The sequence below is a fragment of the Pseudomonas oryzihabitans genome, assembly GCF_007665395.1.
Taxonomy (GTDB): Bacteria; Pseudomonadota; Gammaproteobacteria; order Pseudomonadales; family Pseudomonadaceae; genus Chryseomonas; species Chryseomonas psychrotolerans_C.
This window is the reverse complement of record NZ_VDND01000004.1, coordinates 420,596-441,629: the sequence shown is the minus strand read 5'-3', so window position 1 is coordinate 441,629 and position 21,034 is coordinate 420,596. Positions and strand designations below refer to the sequence as shown.

Annotated in this window: 21 protein-coding genes and 1 other RNA gene; 7 read left to right on the top strand and 15 right to left on the bottom strand. The window is 67.4% G+C overall.

Annotated elements, in window-relative coordinates:
- Positions 1-85: 85 nt before the first annotated feature.
- The 3 genes from FSV73_RS12070 to rpoE all read right to left on the bottom strand — a co-directional run bounded on the left by FSV73_RS12070 (position 86) and on the right by rpoE (position 2,861).
- A complete protein-coding gene (locus tag FSV73_RS12070) occupies positions 86-1,510 on the bottom strand; it encodes a DegQ family serine endoprotease (protein ID WP_145008015.1) in 1,425 nt (474 codons plus the stop codon).
- A 220-nt stretch (positions 1,511-1,730) separates the two neighbouring features.
- Positions 1,731-2,246, bottom strand: a complete 516-nt coding sequence (locus FSV73_RS12065; RefSeq protein WP_145008013.1) for a sigma-E factor negative regulatory protein — start codon at positions 2,244-2,246, stop codon at positions 1,731-1,733.
- Between the two features lie 33 nt (positions 2,247-2,279).
- Complete coding sequence (gene rpoE, locus FSV73_RS12060; RefSeq protein WP_026083736.1) at positions 2,280-2,861, bottom strand: RNA polymerase sigma factor RpoE; 582 nt, start codon at positions 2,859-2,861, stop codon at positions 2,280-2,282.
- 328 nt (positions 2,862-3,189) lie between these two features.
- Here rpoE and nadB point away from each other — a divergent pair, with 328 nt between their 5' ends.
- Positions 3,190-4,812 carry an L-aspartate oxidase gene (gene nadB / locus FSV73_RS12055; protein WP_145008011.1) on the top strand — a complete coding sequence of 541 codons (1,623 nt, stop codon included), beginning with the start codon at positions 3,190-3,192 and terminating at the stop codon, positions 4,810-4,812.
- Here nadB and FSV73_RS12050 read toward each other — a convergent pair.
- Entirely contained in the window at positions 4,769-5,221 is a 453-nt protein-coding gene (locus tag FSV73_RS12050) for a protein YgfX (protein ID WP_145008009.1), read from the bottom strand. The genes nadB and FSV73_RS12050 overlap by 44 nt on opposite strands.
- Positions 5,205-5,462, bottom strand: coding sequence for a succinate dehydrogenase assembly factor 2 (locus tag FSV73_RS12045; protein WP_145008007.1), 258 nt, complete (start codon positions 5,460-5,462; stop codon positions 5,205-5,207). Before FSV73_RS12045 ends, FSV73_RS12050 begins: the two co-directional genes overlap by 17 nt.
- A gap of 122 nt (positions 5,463-5,584) precedes the next feature.
- Between FSV73_RS12045 and ygfZ the strand changes: the two genes are divergently transcribed.
- Both ygfZ and FSV73_RS12035 read left to right on the top strand, forming a co-directional pair.
- Complete coding sequence (ygfZ, locus tag FSV73_RS12040) at positions 5,585-6,502, top strand: CAF17-like 4Fe-4S cluster assembly/insertion protein YgfZ (protein ID WP_145008005.1); 918 nt, start codon at positions 5,585-5,587, stop codon at positions 6,500-6,502.
- Positions 6,503-6,541: 39 nt separating this feature from the next.
- Positions 6,542-7,372 (top strand): HDOD domain-containing protein, encoded by an 831-nt coding sequence (locus FSV73_RS12035; protein ID WP_186309215.1) that lies wholly within the window; start codon positions 6,542-6,544, stop codon positions 7,370-7,372.
- 7 nt (positions 7,373-7,379) lie between these two features.
- Here FSV73_RS12035 and FSV73_RS12030 read toward each other — a convergent pair whose 3' ends face one another.
- A complete protein-coding gene (locus FSV73_RS12030; protein WP_260856066.1) occupies positions 7,380-8,771 on the bottom strand; it encodes a sensor histidine kinase in 1,392 nt (463 codons plus the stop codon).
- 4 nt (positions 8,772-8,775) lie between these two features.
- Entirely contained in the window at positions 8,776-9,447 is a 672-nt protein-coding gene (locus tag FSV73_RS12025) for a response regulator (protein WP_145008001.1), read from the bottom strand.
- A gap of 331 nt (positions 9,448-9,778) precedes the next feature.
- On the opposite strand from FSV73_RS12025, the gene FSV73_RS12020 reads away from it, so the two are divergent.
- From FSV73_RS12020 to FSV73_RS12010, 3 genes are all read left to right on the top strand, one after another.
- Positions 9,779-10,759, top strand: a complete 981-nt coding sequence (locus FSV73_RS12020; protein ID WP_145007999.1) for a Bug family tripartite tricarboxylate transporter substrate binding protein — start codon at positions 9,779-9,781, stop codon at positions 10,757-10,759.
- A 133-nt stretch (positions 10,760-10,892) separates the two neighbouring features.
- The gene (locus tag FSV73_RS12015; RefSeq protein WP_007161982.1) at positions 10,893-11,351 is read left to right on the top strand and encodes a tripartite tricarboxylate transporter TctB family protein; all 459 of its coding nucleotides are present in this window, start codon (positions 10,893-10,895) and stop codon (positions 11,349-11,351) included.
- Between the two features lies 1 nt (position 11,352).
- The gene (locus tag FSV73_RS12010; protein ID WP_145007997.1) at positions 11,353-12,861 is read left to right on the top strand and encodes a tripartite tricarboxylate transporter permease; all 1,509 of its coding nucleotides are present in this window, start codon (positions 11,353-11,355) and stop codon (positions 12,859-12,861) included.
- Between the two features lie 62 nt (positions 12,862-12,923).
- Here FSV73_RS12010 and FSV73_RS12005 read toward each other — a convergent pair.
- The 8 genes from FSV73_RS12005 to ppc form a co-directional block, all read right to left on the bottom strand.
- Positions 12,924-13,015: non-coding RNA, sX9 sRNA (locus FSV73_RS12005), on the bottom strand.
- A gap of 60 nt (positions 13,016-13,075) precedes the next feature.
- A complete protein-coding gene (locus FSV73_RS12000; RefSeq protein WP_145007995.1) occupies positions 13,076-13,858 on the bottom strand; it encodes a class I SAM-dependent methyltransferase in 783 nt (260 codons plus the stop codon).
- Positions 13,859-13,889: 31 nt separating this feature from the next.
- On the bottom strand, positions 13,890-14,591 hold the full coding sequence (locus tag FSV73_RS11995; protein WP_145007993.1) for an extensin-like domain-containing protein: 702 nt from the start codon (positions 14,589-14,591) through the stop codon (positions 13,890-13,892).
- 108 nt (positions 14,592-14,699) lie between these two features.
- A complete protein-coding gene (locus FSV73_RS11990) occupies positions 14,700-15,557 on the bottom strand; it encodes a DUF72 domain-containing protein (protein ID WP_145007991.1) in 858 nt (285 codons plus the stop codon).
- Positions 15,557-15,907 (bottom strand): hypothetical protein, encoded by a 351-nt coding sequence (locus FSV73_RS11985; RefSeq protein ID WP_145007989.1) that lies wholly within the window; start codon positions 15,905-15,907, stop codon positions 15,557-15,559. Before FSV73_RS11985 ends, FSV73_RS11990 begins: the two co-directional genes overlap by 1 nt.
- 139 nt (positions 15,908-16,046) lie before the next feature.
- Positions 16,047-16,730 carry a tRNA (adenosine(37)-N6)-threonylcarbamoyltransferase complex dimerization subunit type 1 TsaB gene (tsaB, locus tag FSV73_RS11980; protein WP_145007987.1) on the bottom strand — a complete coding sequence of 228 codons (684 nt, stop codon included), beginning with the start codon at positions 16,728-16,730 and terminating at the stop codon, positions 16,047-16,049.
- 137 nt (positions 16,731-16,867) lie between these two features.
- Positions 16,868-17,515, bottom strand: a complete 648-nt coding sequence (gene adk, locus FSV73_RS11975) for an adenylate kinase (RefSeq protein WP_145007985.1) — start codon at positions 17,513-17,515, stop codon at positions 16,868-16,870.
- A 187-nt stretch (positions 17,516-17,702) separates the two neighbouring features.
- Entirely contained in the window at positions 17,703-20,339 is a 2,637-nt protein-coding gene (gene ppc, locus FSV73_RS11970; RefSeq protein ID WP_145007983.1) for a phosphoenolpyruvate carboxylase, read from the bottom strand.
- Between the two features lie 164 nt (positions 20,340-20,503).
- On the opposite strand from ppc, the gene FSV73_RS11965 reads away from it, so the two are divergent.
- Positions 20,504-20,839, top strand: a complete 336-nt coding sequence (locus tag FSV73_RS11965) for a pilin assembly protein (protein WP_145007981.1) — start codon at positions 20,504-20,506, stop codon at positions 20,837-20,839.
- Positions 20,840-21,034: the final 195 nt, after the last annotated feature.

Sequence of the window (21,034 nt, the reverse complement as noted above, 5' to 3'; positions counted from 1 at the left end):
GAATGCGGCAAACAAGGGGACTCGCGCCGTTCGAGCGGACAAAAAGAAGGGGCGGTCACCCGCCCCTCGCCCAGCCAGCCGGCCCTTACTTGCCCGGCAGCTTGAAGGTGATGAAGCTGGCGCGACCGTCGCGCACCACGCGCATCGAGATGGAGCGCCCGGCCGGCAGGGCGGAGGTGATCTTCTCGAAGGCGGTGGCCGATTCGATCGGCTGGTTGTTCAGGTGGGTGATCACGTCGCCGGGACGCAGACCGATGGCCGCCGCCGGACCGTCGCCACTGAGCTTGTTGATCACCACGCCGCCCTGGAGATCCAGGGTCTTCTTCTGCTCGGTGGTCAGGTCGGCCACGGCGATGCCGAGGCGGTTGCTGGCACGGTCGGAGCCGCGCTCGCCACCGGAAGCGGCCTGGTCGTCCTTGGGCATGTCGCCCACGGTGACGCTGAGGTTCTGGCGCTTGCCCTCACGGATGATCTCCATGTCGGCCTTGGCACCGGGCTTGAGATTGCCGATCAGGTGCGGCAGGTCGGCGGATTCCTCGATCTTCTGGCCATTGACCGAGAGGATGACGTCACCCACCTTGATGCCACTCTTGGCGGCGGGACCGTCGTCGAGGGTCTGGGCCACCAGGGCACCGGCCGGACGATCCAGGCCGAAGGATTCGGCGAGATCCTTGTCCACTTCCTGGATGACCACGCCCAACCAGCCGCGGCTGACCTTGCCTTCGGTCTTCAGCTGATTGGCTACGTTCATGGCGACGTCGATCGGAATGGCGAAGGACAGCCCCATGAAGCCACCGGAGCGGGTGAAGATCTGCGAGTTGATCCCGACCACCTCGCCCTTGAGGTTGAACAGCGGGCCGCCGGAGTTGCCCGGGTTGATGGCCACGTCGGTCTGGATGAAGGGCACGTAGCTTTCGTTCGGCAGGCTGCGGCCCTTGGCACTGACGATACCGGCGGTCACCGAGTGATCGAAGCCGAAGGGCGAGCCGATGGCCAGTACCCACTCACCGACCTTGAGCTGATCGGAATTGCCCAGCTTGAGGGTCGGCAGGTCCTTGGCATCGATTTTCAGCAGGGCCACGTCGGTACGGGGGTCCGCGCCGATCAGCTTGGCGGTGTGATCGCTGCGGTCGGACAGGCGCACCAGGATCTCGTCGGCGTCGGCGACCACGTGGTTGTTGGTCAGGATGTAGCCGTCGGGCGAGATGATGAAGCCGGAACCCAGCGACTGGGCCTGCTCCTGCTTACCGCGGGGACTGCGCGGCATCTGCGGAATGCTGCGCTCGAAGAATTCGCGGATACCCGGTGGCAGGCCGTCCAGGTCCGGCATGGCCATGGAGCCCGCGCCGCGCCCTTCCGGAATCTTCTGGCGGGTGCTGATGTTGACCACCGCGGGAGACGCGGCCTCGACCAGGCCAGTGAAATCCGGCAGGTCGGCCCGGGCCATGGCCGTCAGCCCCATCAGCCAGAGCCCCATGAGGGCAGCCGTATAATGCTTGAAATTGCGCATGCGCATGCAGCTCCACGTTATCCAATGACTAGAACGCATCGTTGGCGACCGGCCCTCATCCGAGGGAAGCGCAGTCAGAGACGACTGGCAGCAGAAATAGCACGCCCTTGCTGAACGATAGCTTTCGAAGCATTTCCCCGGCCCACTGCCATCGCCAGGACAAAAAAAACGGCGCCCGGATTGGAGGTCCGGGCGCCGCTCTCGAGGTGAAGCCAGCGAATCAACGCTGGGCAGGGGCTTCCTGCTTCTCACCCACTGCCGGTTGATCGGCCTTGGCTTTGCTGCTCTCTTCGCTGAAGCTGGCCAGGACGGCCGGGCTACGCGCAGGTTGCGGCACGGTCAGCTGGCTGGGCGCCTGCTGGGCCAGACCCTGGGTGGACACGTCGGACTGGTTATACATCCGCACGCCCGCCAGCACGGCGAAGGTGACGGATGCCGCTACCGCGACACGCCCCAGGCTCGACCAGCGACCCTTGCTGACCTGGGCGGCGACCGGAGCTGCCGGTGCGGCGGCCACGTCTTCACGCTCCAAGGTACTGGTCACGTCCTTGGCGATATCCAGGAGTGGCATCATGGGTTCACCGCGAATCACGGCGCTGACCATGGCATAACGCGACCACGTGGCGCGCAGTTCTGGATCCTTGCTGACCTCGGCGATCACACGCCGGGTTTCGAATTCGTCCGCTTCGTTATCCATAACAGCGGACAGGGATTCCAGCAGGGCTTCACGACTCATACGTATTACCTCTCTAAAAGCTGTCGCCGCTGTCTATGCATCACGCAGCAGGGGCTGCAATGCTTTGTCTATCGCTTCCCGCGCTCGGAAAATCCGAGACCGGACCGTTCCCACCGGACATTGCATGACATTCGCAATGTCCTCGTAGCTGAGACCTTCGAACTCGCGAAGGGTCAGCGCGGTGCGCAGATCTTCCGGGAGTTGCTGGATGGTTCGATGCACGGTGGCCTCGATCTCATCCCGCAAAAGGGACCGCTCCGGGGACTCGATATCCTTTAGAGCATGGTCACCTTCATAAAATTCCGCATCTTCGGCACTGACGTCGCTATCCGGTGGACGACGACCCCGGGCAACCAGATGGTTCTTCGCCGTATTGATGGCGATGCGATAGAGCCAGGTGTAGAAAGCGCTATCACCACGGAAGTTCCCGAGGGCGCGATAGGCTTTGATAAAAGCCTCCTGGGCGACGTCCTGGGCTTCCTGGGTATCGTGTACGAACCTTACGATCAGACCGAGAATCTTGTGCTGGTACTTGAGCACCAGCAGGTCGAAGGCACGCTTGTCACCGCGTTGCACGCGCTCGACCAGTTGTTGATCCTGCTCCTGCGTGGGCAGGACCTGCTTGCCGTCCTTTGCTTGCAGCTCGGTATCGTCCTTGCCTTCACTGTCGACGCGCGCTGCTAGACTGGGCTGTTGCACGAAAGTTCTCCCCTCCACAGCAGTTGATGAGCGAGCACTGAGTGGCTGCTGATCGCTCCTGGGTATCACTGATTGGCTTTGGCAGACGTCCCACTCTCGGCTAGGCACTCCGGCCACACGGATGGGCAATTATCTGTACATAGACCCCGCTCGCGGCCTGCGAGTTCCCTGGCCACCACCATCGATGGCTATGCCGTCGTCCGCCTTGTTCCTATACTCGCCGCTCCGGTGAGAAGGAAACGACATGGCGCGTCATCTGGAATTCGATGTTCTGGTAATCGGCAGTGGCGCGGCGGGCCTGACCCTCGCCCTCAACCTTCCCGCGACGCTGACCATCGCGGTCTTGAGCAAGGGCGAGCTGGCCCACGGCTCGACCTACTGGGCGCAGGGTGGCGTCGCCGCCGTCCTGGACGAGGGCGATACCGTCGAGGCGCACGTGCAGGATACCCTAGTTGCCGGCGCCGGGCTCTGTGACGAAGCAGCCGTGCGCTTCACCGTGGAACACAGCCGCGAAGCCATGCAGTGGCTGATCGACCAGGGCGTGCCCTTCACCCGCGAACAGGGTGCCGGCAGTGGCGGCCTGGGCTTCCACCTGACCCGCGAGGGTGGGCACAGCCATCGCCGCATCATCCATGCCGCGGATGCCACCGGCATGGCGATCTTCGACACTCTGCTGCGGACCGCCGAGGGTCGCCCCAACATCCAGCTGCTGAGTCAGCGGGTGGCGGTGGACCTGATCACCACCGAGAAGCTCGGCCGGCCCGGCGCCCGCTGCCTGGGCGCCTACGTACTGGACCGGTCCAGTGGCCAGGTGGACACCCTGCACGCGCGCTTCACCGTGCTGGCCACCGGCGGCGCCAGCAAGGCCTATCTCTATAGCACCAACCAGGACAGTGCCAGTGGCGATGGCATCGCCATGGCCTGGCGCGCCGGCTGCTCGGTGGCCAATCTGGAGTTCAACCAGTTCCATCCCACCTGCCTCTACCATCCCCATGCGCGCAGCTTCCTCATCACCGAGGCGCTGCGTGGCGAGGGCGCCGTGCTGCGCCTGCCGGACGGCGAGCGCTTCATGCCGCGCTTCGACGAACGTGCCGACCTGGCGCCGCGGGACGTGGTGGCGCGCGCCATCGACCATGAGATGAAGCGCCTGGGCATCGACTGCGTGTTCCTCGACATCAGCCACAAGCCGGCGGACTTCATCCAGGAACACTTCCCGACCGTCCATGGCCGCTGCCTGGAACTGGGCATCGACATCACCCGCGACCCGATCCCGGTGGTGCCGGCGGCGCACTACACCTGCGGCGGCGTGCGCGTCGACCAACACGGGCGCGCGGACCTCGCCGGACTCTATGCCATTGGCGAAACCAGCTGCACCGGGTTGCATGGCGCCAATCGCATGGCCAGCAACTCGCTGCTGGAATGCTTCGTCTATGCCCGCTCGGCGGCGCTCGACATCCAGGCGCGGCAGGCACAGGTCGCCATGCCGCGCGACCTGCCCGACTGGGATGCCAGCCAGGTGACGGACTCGGACGAGGACGTGGTGATCGCGCACAACTGGGACGAGTTGCGGCGGTTCATGTGGGATTACGTCGGCATTGTGCGCACCACCAAGCGCCTGGTGCGCGCCCGCCATCGCATCCGCCTGCTGATGGACGAGATCGATGAGTTCTACAGCAACTATAAAGTCAGTCGTGACCTGATCGAACTGCGCAACCTGGCGCAGGTGGCGGAGCTGATCATCGAGAGTGCCCTCGCCCGCCAGGAAAGCCGCGGCCTGCATTTCACCCTGGACTATCCGCAGACCGACAGCTGCGCCCGAGACACTATTCTGGCGCCGCGAAACGGCGCGGCGCGAAGCGAAGCCTGACGCGCAGGCGGCGGTGGGCATCCGGGGACAGGCTGTCCCGCGCGATGCAGAGACCGCGGCTGCGTCTTTCGCCGGGCAGGCGATAACGCAGGACCACCAACAGCGGTAGCGCCAGGCTATCCGGGCGCAGCTGGATGCCCTGCCAGCCAGCGACCGGCGACCAGAGTTGCCAGCCCTCGGCGCCATGGCGCAGGCGGCGGGGTACCGTCGGATAGTGCTGCCGGAGCTGTCGTTGGCGCACGCGCTGCCAGGACCAGAGGACCAGCAGGGTCAGCAGCGGTTTCAGCGACCAGGGAATGGCGGCGAGCCAGAGACAGACCCCAGCGGCGAATGCCGCCAGGGCATGTAGCCGCAGGAGCGTCGGCGAGGCGCTCCATCGGCACTCGAACGGCTCAAGCCGGCTGGACACGGTCCAGGATCATGCGCACGATGATGCGCAGGTCGGCGTCGTCAGGTTCGCCACGCTGCATGAACCAGTGGAACATGTCCTGATCCTCGCATTCGAGCAGCTTGCGATAGCGCGCTTGGTCTTCGGCGCCAAGGGTGGCATAGACTTCCTGGACGAAGGGCACCAGCAACACATCCAGCTCCAGCATGCCGCGACGGCTGTGCCAGTACAATCTCTTGAGTTCGGTAGTTTCGGTACTCATGGGGACTCCTGCGACGATCGACGCAGTATAAGCCCGAAGCGCCTCGCCGCGCAGTGCGCCTGACATTCCCTGCGGGCGCGCCTATGATGGGCGGCTTCACACGACAGGGAGCTTCCGCCGCAATGGCCGACTCGCCGTATTTCTGCCGCTTGACCCACGAGGGCGTCCTGGCCATCCGCGGGGTCGACGCGACCAAGTTCCTGCAGGGGCAGGTGACCTGCAACCTCAATTATCTCGCCGATGACCAGGCCGGTCTGGGTGGCCGCTGCACGCCCAAGGGGCGGCTGGTGTCCAGCTTCCGTATCGTCAAGCTAGCCGATGGTTACCTGCTGGCGATGGCCAAGGAACTGGTCGAGCCGCTGCTGACCGATCTGAAGAAATATGCGGTCTTTTCCAAGTCGGTATTGGCCGACGAAAGTGCCCACTGGCAACGCCTGGGCCTGAGCGCCGCCGGCTTCGCCGCGGCCTATCCCGGCATCGTTCTGGGCGAACAGACCAATGGGGTAGCGCCCCTCGACGACGGCTTCGCCCTGCGCCTGGAAGATGGCCGCGTGGAAGTCTGGCGTACGGCGGAGGCGGCCGTCCCGGCGTTGCCGGAGCTGGGTCTCGACGCCTGGTTGCTGGCCCAGGTACGGGCCGGCGTCGGCCAGGTGTTCGGTGCGACCCGCGAGTTGTTCGTCCCGCAGATGATCAATCTGCAGGCTCTGGACGGGGTGAGCTTCAGAAAGGGCTGCTACACCGGCCAGGAAATCGTCGCCCGCATGCAGTATCTCGGCAAGCTCAAGCGGCGTCTCTATCGCCTGGCGAGCAGCGGTACGGCCCCCGCCGTGGGCACGCCGCTGTTCGCGCCGGTGCACGGCAGCAGTGTCGGCGAGGTGGTACTCGCCGCCCCGGCCGCGGACGGCTGCGAATTTCTGGCCGTGCTGCAGGCCGATGCGGTGGAGGACGGGCGCATCAGCCTGGGCAGCTCGGACGGGCCAAACTGCCGTTTACTCGATTTGCCCTACTCACTCGATAGCGATCGTGAAATAAAGCGCTGAAGGTTGGGATCGCCTTCCCGTTCTCCACACAGGTATGTCATGACTCCTCTTGCCGAAAAAGTTGTCCAGGATCTGCTCCACGCGATAGACACCGATCGCGTGGTGTTGCCCACCCTGCCGGAGGTGGCGCTGAAGGTCCGAGAAGCGGCGGAAGACCCCAACGTGGGCGTCGCCGAGCTGAGCCGGGTGATCGCCATGGACGCGGCCCTGACGGCGCGGCTGATCAAGGTGGTCAACAGCCCGCTGCTGCGGACCAGCAAGGAGATCACCGACCTGCAGATGGCCGTCGGCCGGCTGGGCATCAACTACACGGCGAACCTGGCCACGGGCCTCGCCATGCAGCAGATGTTCCAGGCCACCAGCGACGCGGTGGACCGCAAGATGCGCGAGGTCTGGAGCCAGGGCACCGAGATCGCCGCCATCAGCCATGCGCTGTGCAAGAAGTACACGCGCCTGATGGCCGACCGCGCCCTGCTCGCCGGCTTGGTGCACCAGATCGGCGTGCTGCCGATCCTGACCTACGCCGAAGAACAGGAAGACCTGCTGGCCAATGCCATCACCCTCGACCAGGTGACGGCGCGGATCCATCCGCAGATCGGCGAACGCATTCTCAAGGTCTGGGATTTTCCCGCCGACATCGCCTGCGTGCCGCGCGAGTACCTGGCGCTGGATCGCCAGCCGGCGACCGCCAACTATGCCGACATCGTCCAGGTGGCCACGCTGCTGCAGGCGCAGCGCCAGGGTCAGCAGGAAACGTCGGTGCAGACGCTCCCGGCGGCCATCCGCCTGGGCCTGGACCAGCAGCCGGATCCGGCCAAGGATCCCGCGTTCTGGGACGCCGTGGAACAGTCTCGCAGCCTGCTCGGCTAAGCCCGCCCTAGCCTTCCTCGACGGGAAACTCGACCCGCACGCGCAAGCCTCCCAGGGCGCCATCCAGTAACTGGATGCGCGCCCGGTGGGCGGCGCAGATCTCGCCGACGATGGCGAGGCCCAGGCCAGCGCCGCCGGACTGGGGATCCAGGCGCTGGAAGCGTTCGAATACCCGGGTCCGGGCGTTGGCCGGAATGCCGGGGCCGTCATCCTCGACCTCCAGTACCGCGGGTGCCAGTACCCGCACCACGATATTGCCCCCCGGCGCACTGTGGGTAAGGGCGTTTTCCACCAGATTGCAGAGCAATTCGTTGAGCAGCGTGGGCTCGCCGATCACCGTGCCCTTGGCGAAGGGTTCGAAGGCCAGGGCGACGCCCTTGGCATGGGCCAGCGGCGCCAGCGCCAGGGCCAGTTCCCGCGCCAGCTCGCTCAACTCCAGGCGCTCGGCGCCGCCTTCGGCGATGGCCTGGGCGCCGCTCTCGATCCGCGCCAGGGACAGCAGCTGATTGGCCAGCCGCGCCAGCCGGTCGGTGCTGGTACGTACCTCTTCCAGGGTGGCGTACCAGGCCTGGGGCTCCTTCTCGCGCAAGCCCAGTTCGACCCTGGCCTTGATCGCCGCCAGGGGGGTACGCAACTCATGGGCGGCATTGGCGATGAAATCGGCCTGGCGCTCGAACAGCCGGCGCAGCCGCAGGGTGAAGCCTTCCAGTGCGTGCACCAGCGGCAGCAGCTCCTGGGGCGCGCGGACGTCCGGCAGGGGCCGCAGGTCGTCGACGCCGCGCTCCTCCACCGCCTGGCGCAGGCGCTCCAGGGGACGCAAGGCCGCGCCGACCGCCATCCACACCAGCAGGATGGCGCCCAGGCCCATGAGGCCGAGGCGGATCAGGGTGTCGGTGAGCAGGCTGCGGGCCACGTCCTCGCGCGCCTCGGCGGTCTCGGCGACGCGGATCTCCGCCATGCCGGTGAGATCCGGCTGGCTGACGGGTTGCGCCAGGCTGACCACGCGGACGTCCTTGCCGCGGTAGGTGCCGTTGTAGAAACGCGCCAGGGCGGGGTATTCGCGGGTCAGGCCGGTATCCGGCGGGGGCGGCGGCAGCTCTTCGTAGCCGGAGATCAGCCGCCCGCGGGTATCCAGCACCTGGTAGAAGATGCGGCCGACGTTGTCGTAGGCGAAGTTGTCCAGGGCGATGTAGGGGACGTCGGCGCGCAGGGTGCCATTGCTGGCGGAGAGGCCCGCGGCGATGGTGCGGGCCGAGGCCAGCAGGGTGCGGTCGTAGGCGACGTCAGCCAGGCGCCGGCCATTGAGGTAGGCGGCCAGGCTGCTGATCGCCAGGACCACGGCGAGCAGCACGACCAGGCGCAGCAGCAGGCGGCCACGCAGGCTGCCGGTCGCACTCACCGCCTCAGCCATGCTGCTCTTCCAGCAGGTAACCCAGGCCGCGGAAGGTGACGATGCGCACGGCTCCGGCTTCGAGCTTCTTGCGCAGGCGGTGGACGTAGATCTCGATGGCTTCGGGGCTGGCCTCCTCGTCCAGGCCGAACACCTGGGCGGCCAGTTGCTCCTTGCTCATGACCCGCCCGGGCCGGGCGATGAGCGCGGCCAGCACGGCATGCTCGCGGGAGGTGAGTGACAGCGCCTCCTCGCCCAGGGCGAAGCGGGAGGTATTGAGGTCGTAGACCAGTGGCCCGCAGCGCTGCTGGCGGTCGCCGCCCAGGACGCTGCGGCGCAGCAGGGCCTTGACCCGCGCTTCCAGCTCGGTGAGTTCGAAGGGCTTGGCCAGGTAGTCGTCGGCGCCCAGGTTGAGGCCCTGGACGCGATCCTTGACCTCGCCGCGGGCGGTCAGCATCAGCACCGGCAGGCGATCGCCGCGCTCGCGCAGGCGCGCCAGCACCTCGAAACCGTCCAGGCGAGGCAAGCCGACATCAAGGATGGCGAGCGCATAGCTTTCGCTCTGCAGGGCCAGGTCCGCGGCCACGCCATCGGTGAGCAGATCGACGTTGAGTCCGGCACTCTTGAGTGCCTGGGCGACGCTTTCGGCCAGGGGCGGATGGTCTTCGACCAAGAGGATGCGCACGCTGCTTGCTCCCGCGGAAAAATCGCGAGTTTACCGGGATACGGACGGGCTGGCCCCAGGCCGGAAGCTCGCATTCGTCGCCTTTCATCGCTGAAAGGCTGTTGAAAGCTTGGCGGCCTAGAGTGAAAGGTAGCGGTTGCAAAACCGCCCGATGCTTGCCCAAGCGCCACCCCTGGTTGGCCGACAACAATAACAAGCGGAACGATATCCATGCTCGCCCTCGTGCAGCCTCCCGTGCTCTCCCCTCCGGTTTCCGAACGATCGCCACCCTGGCGAGCCTGAGCCGTGTCCGCCTGTCAGCTTCTGAAATAACAACAAAAGGAAGACGTCGATGAGCACCACCTTGCGCACCCTCACCCTGACCCTGGCCGCCTCCGTGCTGCTGTCCGCCCAGGCCATGGCCGAACCCAAACGTCCCGAGTGCATCGCCCCGGCCTCGCCCGGTGGTGGCTTCGACCTCACCTGCAAGCTGGCCCAGAGCGGCCTGGTGGAAGCCAAGCTGCTGGACAAGCCCATGCGGGTGACCTACATGCCCGGCGGCGTAGGCGCGGTGGCCTATAACACCGTGGTGGCGCAGCGGCCGGCCGATGGCGACACCATCGTCGCCTTCTCCAGCGGTTCGCTGCTGAACCTGGCCCAGGGCAAGTTCGGTCGCTTCGACGAGAAGGCGGTGCGCTGGCTGGCCGCCGTGGGCGCCAGCTATGGGGCCATCGCGGTCAAGGCCGACTCGCCCTACAAGACCCTGGGTGATCTGGTCGAGGCGCTGAAGAAGGACCCGAGCAAGGTGGTGATCGGCTCCGGCGGTACCGTCGGCAGCCAGGACTGGATGCAGACGGCGCTGATCGCCAAGGCCGCCGGGATCAATCCCAAGGACCTGCGCTACGTGGCCCTGGAAGGCGGCGGCGAGATCGCCACCGCGCTGCTGGGTGGCCACATCCAGGTCGGCAGTACCGACATTTCCGACTCCATGCCCCATGTCGAGGCCGGCAACATGCGGCTGCTGGCGGTGTTCGCCGAGCAGCGTTTCGACGAACCGGCGATGAAGGACATTCCCACCGCCCGCGAGCAGGGCTACGACATCGTCTGGCCGGTGGTCCGCGGCTTCTACGTCGGGCCGAAGGTCACCGACGAGCAGTACAACTGGTGGAAAGCCAGCTTCGACAAGCTGCTGGCCTCCGAGGACTTCGCCAAGTTGCGTGATCAGCGCGAGCTCTTCCCCTTCGCCATGACCGGCGCCGAACTGGACGCCTATGTGCAGAAGGAAGTCGCGCGCTACCGCAGCATGGCCAAGGAATTCGGCCTGATCCAGTAGGAGGCTGTCCACGATCTCGCGAGCCAGAGCCAGGCGAGGCGTTTTCAACGCCGCGTGGCCGCCGCGCAGCAGATCGTGAACAGACTCTGAGCCCCCGCCCCGGCGCCCCTAGGGCGCCTTCGAGGATGTCGACATGATCTTCCAACGCGCCTTCATGGCGGTCTGGCTGGTGGCCGGACTCGTCATGCTGTTCATCGCCCGGGATTACCAGGCGCCCTTCTCCTACGAGCCGGTCGGCCCCCGTGCCTATCCGATGCTGATGTTCGGGCTGATGAGCCTGGGCCTGGCCTATCTGATCATCCGCCCCACGCCGATCGGCGACGGCGAAGACCAGAAGCCGCTGGACGCTTCCTCGCTGCGCAAGGTGGTGGCCTGTTGCGCCATCCTGCTGGGCTACGCCCTGACCTTCCAGCCACTGGGCTTTCCGCTGAGCGCCTTCATCACCGCCACCCTCTGCGGCCTGCTCTATGGTGGTCGCCTGATGCCCTGCGCCCTGGTCAGCCTGCTGCTCGCCATCGGCCTCTATGTGCTGTTCGACCGGGTGATGGAAGTCCCCCTACCCCTTGGCGTGCTGGAATTCCTGGAGGGCTGACATGGATACCCTGAATTTTCTGATGCAGGGCTTCGGCGTCGCCCTGACGCCGACCAACCTGATCGTGGCGCTGATCGGCACCCTGATCGGCACCGTGGTCGGCCTGCTGCCGGGTCTCGGCCCGATCAATGGCATCGCGCTGCTGATCCCGGTGGCCTTCGCCCTGGGCCTGCCGCCGGAAACCTCGCTGATCCTGCTCGCCGCCGTCTACCTCGGCTGCGAATACGGCGGCCGGATCTCGTCGATCCTGCTGAACATCCCCGGCGAAGCCGCGACCATGATGACCTGCCTGGACGGCTATCCGCTGGCCCGCCAGGGCCTGGCCGGCGTCGCCCTGTCGCTGTCGGCCTGGAGCTCCTTCATCGGCGCCTTCATCGCCACCTGCGGCATGGTGCTGTTCTCGCCGCTGCTGGCGAAATGGGCGATCGCCTTCGGCCCGGCGGAATACTTCGCGCTGATGGCCCTGGCCATTCTCAGCCTCTCCGGCATGGCCGCCGAGAAGCCGGTCAAGACCCTGGTCGCCGCCCTCTTCGGCCTGGCCATCGCCTCGGTGGGCATCGACGCCAACAGCGGCGTCTATCGCTTCACCTTCGACAACGTGCACCTGGCCGACGGCATCGACTTCGTGATCCTGGTGCTGGGCCTGTTCTCGGTGAGCGAACTGCTCCTGCTGCTGGAGCAGACCCATCACGGCCAGGTGGCGGTCAAGGCCACGGGGCGCATGCTGTTCAACGTGCGCGAAGCGCGCAGCGTGTTCATGGTCAACCTGCGCAGCTCGGTGAGCGGCTTCATCATCGGCGTGCTGCCGGGCGCCGGCGCGACCCTGGCCAGTGCCCTGGCCTACACCACCGAGAAACGCATGGCCGGTGCCGATGGCAAGTTCGGCAAGGGTGACCTGCGCGGCCTGGCGGCGCCGGAAACCGCCATCGGCGCGGCGGTGTGCGGCAACATGATCCCCATGCTGACCCTGGGCATCCCCGGCTCGGGTACCACTGCGGTGATGATCGGCGCCCTGACCCTCTACAACATCACCCCCGGCCCGCTGCTGTTCCAGAACGAGCCGAACCTGGTGTGGGGGCTGATCGCCTCGCTGTTCATCGCCAACGTGATGCTGCTGATCCTCAACGTGCCCATGGTGAAGATGTTCACCAAGATCCTCGAGGTGCCGAACTGGTCGCTGGCGCCGGCCATCGCCATCATCACCGGCATCGGCGTCTATGCGGTACATGCCACCACCTTCGACCTGGTGCTGATGGTCTGCGTGGGCATCTTCGGCTACATCATACGCAAGCTGGACTTCCCGCTGTCGCCGCTGCTGCTGGGCTTCATCCTCGGCGAGCTGATGGAGACCAGCCTGAGGCGCGCCCTGTCGATCTCCAACGGCGAGCTGGGCATCCTCTGGCAGAGCGGCATCAGCCAGGCCATCTGGATCGTCTGCATCCTGATGGTCGCCCTGCCCTTCTACCGGGCCTGGCGCAAGCGTCGCGCGCCCAAGGTCGCGACCGTCTGACGTAGCGACAGATCAAGCCCGCCGGCGGAATCCTTCCGCCCGCGGGCTTTTTCGTTCAGAGCGGCTAACAAAGCGTAGCGAGCGGCTGTCAGGCGGGTGCGCGCGGCGCGCAGGAACCGCACCGGGCTCGCGCACGAGTGTACGAGCGGTACATGAGGATTCCGAGCACTGCACGCGCCCGTCTGGCGGACGCGCAGTAGGTTTGTTAGCTGCTCTAGGAGGACTTGAAGCTCTTCTTCGGATAGATGTCGTAGCGGCTGGACTTGCCCTCCAGCACATAGCCCGGCTTCACCCCTTCGATGGCCGGCGCCTTGCGCGGGCGCTTGACCACCACCCGGTGGCTGGCGCGGGCCAGGGCCGCGGCGAGCAGCGCCGGGGCGTCCAGGTCGTCGCCCACCAGCGGGCGGAACAGGCGCATTTCCTTCTTCACCAGGGCGCTCTTGTCGCGATGGGGAAACATGGGATCCAGGTAGATCACCTCGGGGGCCTCGCCCTCCCCGTGCTGCAGGTAGGCGGTGGCGTCGGCCTGCACCAGGGTCATCAGGGCGGCGATGCCGGCCGCTTCGTGATCCCGCGCGGCCCGCGCCAGGCCGTCTTCGAGCAGGGCAGCGATCAGTGGCTGGCGCTCGACCAGCGTCACCGCGCAACCCAGGGTGGCCAGCACGAAGGCGTCACGACCGAGGCCGGCGGTGGCGTCGAGGATGCGCGGGCGCACGCCCGGGCCGATGCCGACCGCCTTGGCGATCATCTGGCCGGCGCCACCGCCGAACTTGCGCCGGTGCGCCGCGGCGCCCTCGACGAAGTCCACCCGCACCGGGCCTGGCGCGTCCGGGCCGCGCTGGACCAGTTGCAGGCCTTGGGCGCCCACTTGCACGGCGAATTCCTCGCTGGTGGCGGTGCCCAGGGGCAGGCCCAGGCGGGTGGCCCAGGCAGCGGCGGCTTCGGTGAAGACGGGTTCCAGGGCTTCGACGATAAGCGCGGGGTGGGCGGTGGACATGGGCGACTCGCAGGCGAAAAGACCCGCCATTCTACCGGCAGACGCGAAAGCCACCCATGTCGACATGGAAATGATCGCGGTGCGCCGCGTTGTAGTCCGGTCCCAGGGTGGTATTGAAGGACCGACAGGCTCCGTCGCGGACCTGCCGCAGGAAGCGCTGGGCCTGGGGGTCGCCGCTCCAGTCTCGCGCCACGCTGATGCGGCGGCCATCGGCCAGGCGCAGCGCGGCGATATCCAGGGCATTGGCACTGGCGTGCTGGCTGCGGCGGCCGGTGGCCCGGCCATAGACATTGCGACAGGCGAAGCTGCCGTAGTGCTCCACCTCGGCCACCCGCTGCCCATAGACCGCCTCGGCAGCCGGCTGCAACGCCTGCCGCTCGAACAGGGCGAAGCTCACCGCCAGCGGGCAACTGGCGATGAAACTGCCGCTCAGCCGTACACCCTCGCCACGCTGGATACGGACCGCGCGTTCCAGCGGGCAGTCGGCCGAGCCCGGATTGCCCCGGAGTTCGCGATAGCTGAGCGCCGAGGTGGCCAGCGAGGCCGCGCAATAGTCGGCATCGGCCTGCAGCCGCCAGAGTTTGAGCCGGGTGACCGCATTGGTCGGTGCCTGGATGTCCAAGGGCGCCCAGGGATCGTAGGCGGGCGGGATGCGCAGCCAGCCCTGGTCGAAGGCGGTATGCAAGCCGCCGTAGAGCAGAATGACGAGTCCGAGCAGGTGTCTGGCTTTCATGCGGCGCGCCGGAGGGGATTCGCGAAGCGGGATTCTTCTTCAGACCGGAGCGGGCCGCGGGAATGCCGGCGAAAACGTCGCCAAACGTATCGCACCGGACGGTACGGGCTACAGCAGGCCGAGTTGCTCGGTGTCGGCGGTACTCAACTCGGGCAGCGCCGGCAGACCCGGCAGGCGCTCGCGCAGCTGAGCGTGGAATCTCAGGGCCAGTTCGGGCGCCTGGCGATTGTCCGGCGTGTGCAGGAAGACATAGGGCACCTTGCCCGCCTCTATCCAGTCGGCCACCCGGGTGATCCACTTGGCCAGGTAATAGTCGTTGGCGGCCAGCTCCAGCCGACCGATGAAGCGGACCTGCGGATGGGCGCTGAGGGCCAGGGCACGGGCCGGTACCCGCGGCTTCTTGGCCTGCGCCAGGCGGACCGCCGGCTCGCTCGGATCGGCGCTGAACAAGGCCGCGGAATCCAGGCCGACGCGCTCCACGCCCAGCTCCAGCAGCAGTCGATTCAGCGTCCGCTCGGCCTCACCCTTGTCGAAGAAGGCCAGGTGGCGAACCTCCACGGCCAGGGCGCAACGGGGCGCCATGGCCGTGAGGAACACCCGCAGTTCAGCCAGGCGTTCCGGACCGAAACCGGCGGGCAGTTGGAGCCACAGCGGGCTGGCGCGCTCGCCCAGCGGCGCGAGCAGCTCGAGGAAGGTCCGGGCGCTGGCCAGCTGCACCCGCAGGTCGTCGGCGTGGCTGATATCACGGGGAAACTTGGCGCAGAAGCGGAAGCCGGCCGGCATCAGCTCGGCCCAGCGGCGGATGGTGTCGGCCGACGGCCAGGCATAGAAGGTGGTATTGCCTTCCACGGCATTGAATACCTGGGCATAGCGCGGCAGGAAGTCGGCAGGCCGCAGGCCATGGTAGAGGCTCTCGCGCCAGGCGTTATCGTTCCACGAGGGGCAGCCGAGGAAGTACGGCAGCATCAGGCGTAGAGGTCGAGGCCTACGACGCTGGAAGAGCCTTCGGGCTCGGCGCCGAAGGTGGCGGTGCTGCCATAGCTGGCCAGGGCCTGTTGGGCACGAGCGGTGAGCTGACTGGCGAAGCGGCCCTGCCGCTCGCTGAGCACCAGGCCGTTGTCGCCCTCGTTGCCGGTATCGGTCGCCGTGGTCGCTTCGACCCGGCGCACCGGGGGCTGGGCAGAGGTAGCCGCCTCCTTGGCGACGACGTTCTGGCGGACGTCCTCGTCCTTCGCCACCTCGCGTACGGGCGTGACCGCGCGCGAAGAACGATTCAGGGGATAGGCGGAGGAGGAATAGCCGCTGTCGATGCGCATGGGCAGGTCCCGAACGGATGACGCTACTCTATGTAGGGTCGAAGGCGATGGCAATCAAGGGCCGGACGCCCGTCACGACAGGCGGACGAGCGGCGTTCAGTTATTGGACGCTCGACCGTCACCCCCGGGTTCCGCGCCTTCAGCGCGACTGTTTGGGAGTGGCGACCCGGTCACGCAGATAGACGGGTTGCGCCGCTTCGGATTCGGCCGATACGGCCTCGCCACGCTGCCAGGCCACCGCGGCCAGGACCGCCAAGTCCTGCGCATGGGGCAGCAGGGTGGCATCCACCGCGGCCAGCGGCAGCGCCATACGGCCGACGTAGCCCCAGCCGGTCCCGGCGCCGAACCAGTCGCCGCCGACCGCCGCGGGCAGGGCGATGGCTTCGGGCGCCAGCACGGCTTCCGCGCCCGCCAGCACCATAGCCTCGCCGTCCAGGCGGTAGCAGCCCCAGTAGACCTCGTCCATGCGCGCATCGATGGCGGCGGCCACCTGGGTGACGCCCCGTTCGCGCCAGGCGCGCTGGGCGATGATCGCCAGATTCGACACCGGCAGCACCGGACGCTCCAATCCGAAGGCCAGGCCCTGCACCACGCCGATGGCGATACGCACCCCGGTAAAGGCGCCAGGACCCCGGCCGAAGGCGATGGCGTCCACCTGAGCCAGGCTCAGGCCGGTCTCGGCGAGCACTTCCTGCACCATGGGCAGGACCCGCTGGGCATGCAGGCGCGGGGCGATCTCGTAGCGATGGATGATCTCGTCGCCCAGGTGCAAGGCGACCGAGCAGGCTTCGGTGGCGGTGTCGAGGGCGAGCAGGATGGACATGGGGCGGATCCGCAGCTATTGGGAAGGCCGCGCATTCTAGAGCAAGACGGGACGCGAGGGGACCCGCCCATCGGTCACGACGCCAGGACGGCGCCTTGACCGGACCGCCTGCAGGCACAGGCGGCCATGACCGGCTGCTAGCTCAGGGCCTGCAGCACCTTGGCGGTGATGGCATCCACCGAACCCACGCCCTCGATGCGACTGCACTTGGGGGTACCCTGGGCGGCGCCCAGCTTCTGGTAGAAGTCCACCAGCGGCTTGGTCTGGGAATGATAGAGGTCCAGGCGCTTGCGAATGGTGGCTTCGCGATCGTCTTCGCGCTGCACCAGCGGCTCGCCGGTCACGTCGTCGACGTCGGCGACCTTCGGCGGATTGTGCTGGACGTGATAGACGCGTCCCGAACCCGGGTGCACGCGGCGACCGGACAGGCGCTGGACGATTTCCTCGTCATCGACGGCGATTTCCAGCACGTGGTCGATCTTCACGCCGGCGGCTTCGAGGGCCTCGGCCTGGGGAATGGTGCGCGGGAAGCCATCGAAGAGGAAACCCTGGGCGCAGTCGGCGTCCAGGATGCGCTCGCTGATGAGGGCGATGATGATCTCGTCGGAGACCAGGCCGCCATTGTCCATGATGTCCTTGACCTGCAGGCCCAGGGGCGTGCCGGCCTTCACGGCGGCCCGCAGCATGTCGCCGGTGGACACCTGCGGAATGCCGAATTTTTCAGTGATGAACCGGGCCTGAGTACCTTTGCCGGCACCGGGCGCTCCCAGCAGGATTACGCGCATCTGTTGCTCCTTAGAATGGTCTCGGACTGGCGGCCCGCGCGGGGCGCTGTCGCGATGATTGTTGTCGACGACACGAGACGGCCAAAGGGACCAACCATACACAGCGCCCCCTGGCCGCACAAGTTACCAAGCGTCGCAGGTGCCCGGCCATCCAGACGAGCCGGCCCCGGCAGACGCCACAGTCTATTCAGCCGGTATTGCGCAGGCCGGCGGCGATCCCCGCCACGCTCACCAGCAGGGCCAGATCCAGCGCCGCCGGCTGGCTTTCGCCCGCCGCCCGCGCCCGGGCCAGCAGCTCGATCTGCAGCAGGTGCAGCGGATCGAGATAGGTGTTGCGCACGGTGATGAACACCAGGGTGTCCCGGTGGTGTTCGAGCAGCTCCTGCTGGCCGGTCAGGCGCAGCACCGCGGTGCCGGCCTGGCGCAGTCGCTCGCGCAGCTGGCTGCCGAGCACCTGCAGTTCGGCGTCCACCAGGCGCTCGTCGTACAGCCGTGCCAGCTCGGCCTCGGCCTTGGCCAGCACCATCTCCAGCATGTCGATACGGGTCTGGAAGAACGGCCAGCGCTCGCGCATCTCGCGCAGCAGCGGCGACTCGCCGCGCCGCTCGGCCTGCTCCAGCGCCGCCTCCCAGCCGAGCCAGGCGGGCAGCATCAGGCGGGTCTGAGTCCAGGCGAAGATCCAGGGAATGGCCCTGAGGCTTTCCACGCCGCCCTCGCGACGCTTGGCCGGGCGACTGCCCAGGGGCAGCCGGCCCAGCTCCAGCTCGGGTGTGGCCTGGCGGAAATAGGTGACGAAATGCGGATCCTCACGGACCACGCCGCGATAGGACTGCAGGCTGTCGCGGGCCAGGCGATCCATCTGCTCGCGCCAGGCCGGTTCGGGCGCCGGCGGCGGCAACAGGGTGGCCTCCAGCACCGCACCCAGGTAAAGCGCCAGATTCTGTTCGGCGATGGCCGGCTGACCGAACTTGAAGCGGATCATCTCGCCCTGCTCGGTGGTGCGGAAACGCCCCGCCACCGAGCCCGGCGGTTGCGACAGGATGGCCGCATGGGCCGGGCCGCCGCCGCGTCCGACGGTGCCGCCGCGGCCGTGGAACAGCAGCAGCTCCACGCCGCGGCTGGCACAGATCTCCACCAGCGCCTCCTGCGCCCGGTACTGGGCCCAGGCCGCCGCCAGGGTACCGGCGTCCTTGGCCGAATCCGAATAGCCGATCATCACCTCTTGCGGACCGGCCAGGCGCTCGCGGTAGTCCGGCAGGTCCAGCAGGCTGGCGATGGCGGTGCCGGCGTGATCCAGGTCGTCGAGGGTCTCGAACAGCGGCACCACGCGCAGCGGCTGGCGGACGCCGCATTCGCGCAGCAGCAGCTGCACGGCGAGGACGTCGGACGCCGCGCCGGCCATGGAGATGACATAGGAACCCAGGGCATCGGGCGGTGAGGCGGCGATCACCCGGCAGGTGGCGAGCACCTCCTGGGTATCGGCCGCGAGTTCGGCGTCCAGCGGCAGCAGGGGACGCCGACTGCCGAGTTCGCCGCGCAGGAATTCCAGGCGCTGCGCCTCGCTCCAGGCGGCATAGTCGCCCAGGTCCAGGTAGCGGCAGATGTCGGCCAGGGCCGCGGCATGGCGCGCGGCGTCCTGGCGGATGTCCAGGCGGACCAGGTAGAGGCCGAAGGTGCGTGCGCGACGCAGGGTATCGAGCAGGGAACCGTCGGCGATGACGCCCAGGCCGCAGTGCTGCAGGGAGTCGTAGCACAGCTGCAGCGGGGCGATCAGCTCGGCGTTGTCGCTGAGGATATGACGGGCGCCGGCATGGGGATCGGTGATGGCGTGGGCCGCCCAGCTGCGGGTGATCTGCAGCCGCTCGCGTAGCAGCTTGAGTACCTTACGATAGGGTTCGGGGTGATCGCCGGCCTGTTCGCGCAGGGCCGGACTCGCCGCCTGCATGGACAGCTCCGCGGCCAGGCGGTCGACGTCGCGCAGGTAGAGATCGGCGGCCATCCAGCGCGCCAGCAGGAGCACCTCGCGGGTGATGGCGGCGGTGACGTTGGGATTGCCGTCGCGGTCGCCGCCCATCCAGGAGGAGAAGCGCACCGGGGCCGCCGTCAGCGGCAGCCGCTGGCCGGTGCGTTCCTGCAGGCAAGCGTCCAGCTGGCGCAGCAGGCTGGGTATCGCCTGCCAGAGCGAATTCTCGATCACCGCGAAGCCCCACTTGGCTTCGTCCACCGGCGTCGGCCGCTGGCGCCGGATCTCCTCGGTGTGCCAGGCCTCGGCGATGAGGCGCCGCAGACGAGCCTCGATGGCGGCCACCTCGGCGGAGGTCAGGTCGCGATGGTCGAGGGCCGCCAGTTGCGCACTGATCTCGTCGTATTTCTGGATCAGGGTGCGCCGCGATACCTCGGTCGGGTGGGCGGTCAGGACCAGGTCGATGTCCAGCGCCGCCACCCGCGCGGCCAAGTCGGTCCCGGAGTGCCCGGCGGCGCCCAGGCGCTCCAGCAACTCGGGCAGCACCTGCTGCTCGAAGGGCGGCGGCTCGTCTTCGCCACGGCGCCGGACACGGTGGTATTCCTCGGCGATGTTGGCCAGGTTGAGGAAATGGCTGAAGGCCCGGGCGACCGGTAGCAGCTCGTCCTCGGCCAGGGTATCCAGGGTGTCGCCGAGCTGGCGCGCCCCTTCCGCGGAACCGCCGCGCGCCGCCTTGGCGCCCTTGCGGATCCGCTCGATCTTGTCGAGAAAGGCTGCGCCATGCTGATCGGCGATGGTCTGCCCCAGCAGATCGCCCAGCAACCGCACCTGCTCGCGCAGACGAACGTCGATTTCCACCATTTCCTGCTTCTCGAAAGTACCGGTTCGGACCTCAGGGCCACCACTGCGGTCTAGCGCAGAGGACAGCACCCTACTGCCCTGGTTGCAAGCCCCCGGTCTTCGCAGGGTGCCCAGGCTTGCTCGACCTGAATATCCGACCTTTGCCTAAGCCACGGGAGATCCCCATGAAGATTCGCGAACTCGCTCACCAATGGGAGCAGCAGGCCACCACCCCCAGCACCACGCGCAGCTATCGCCTCGACCTGGAGCTGGAGACCGCGGCCCGGCTCGAGGCCCTGCGCGAGCTCTATCCGCAGCGTACGCCCGAAGCCCTGCTGAGCGAATTGCTGGCGGCCGCCTTCGAGGAACTGGAAGCCAGTTTTCCCTACGTCAGGGGCGAAGAGGTGCTGGCCACCGATGAGCTCGGCGACCCGCTGTATGCGGACGCCGGAACGACCCCGCGCTTCCTCGAACTGGCGCGCAAGCACCTGCACCGGCTGCAGGCGGAAGCGGGCGCCTAGGCCCCGACCTGCACCTTTACCTACAGAGCTACCGCTCTGCGAAGGGCCTCGGCGCCAGGGCGAAATTCGATAGCCAGTGAACATTTTTGGCGGATGAGCGGTCACAAGATCAGACCGCAGCGCTGGACGAGGGCTGTCTGACAGCACCCGCCCATGGACCTCGAAGGAACGGGCAGGGCTTGCTTCCACGTGCGG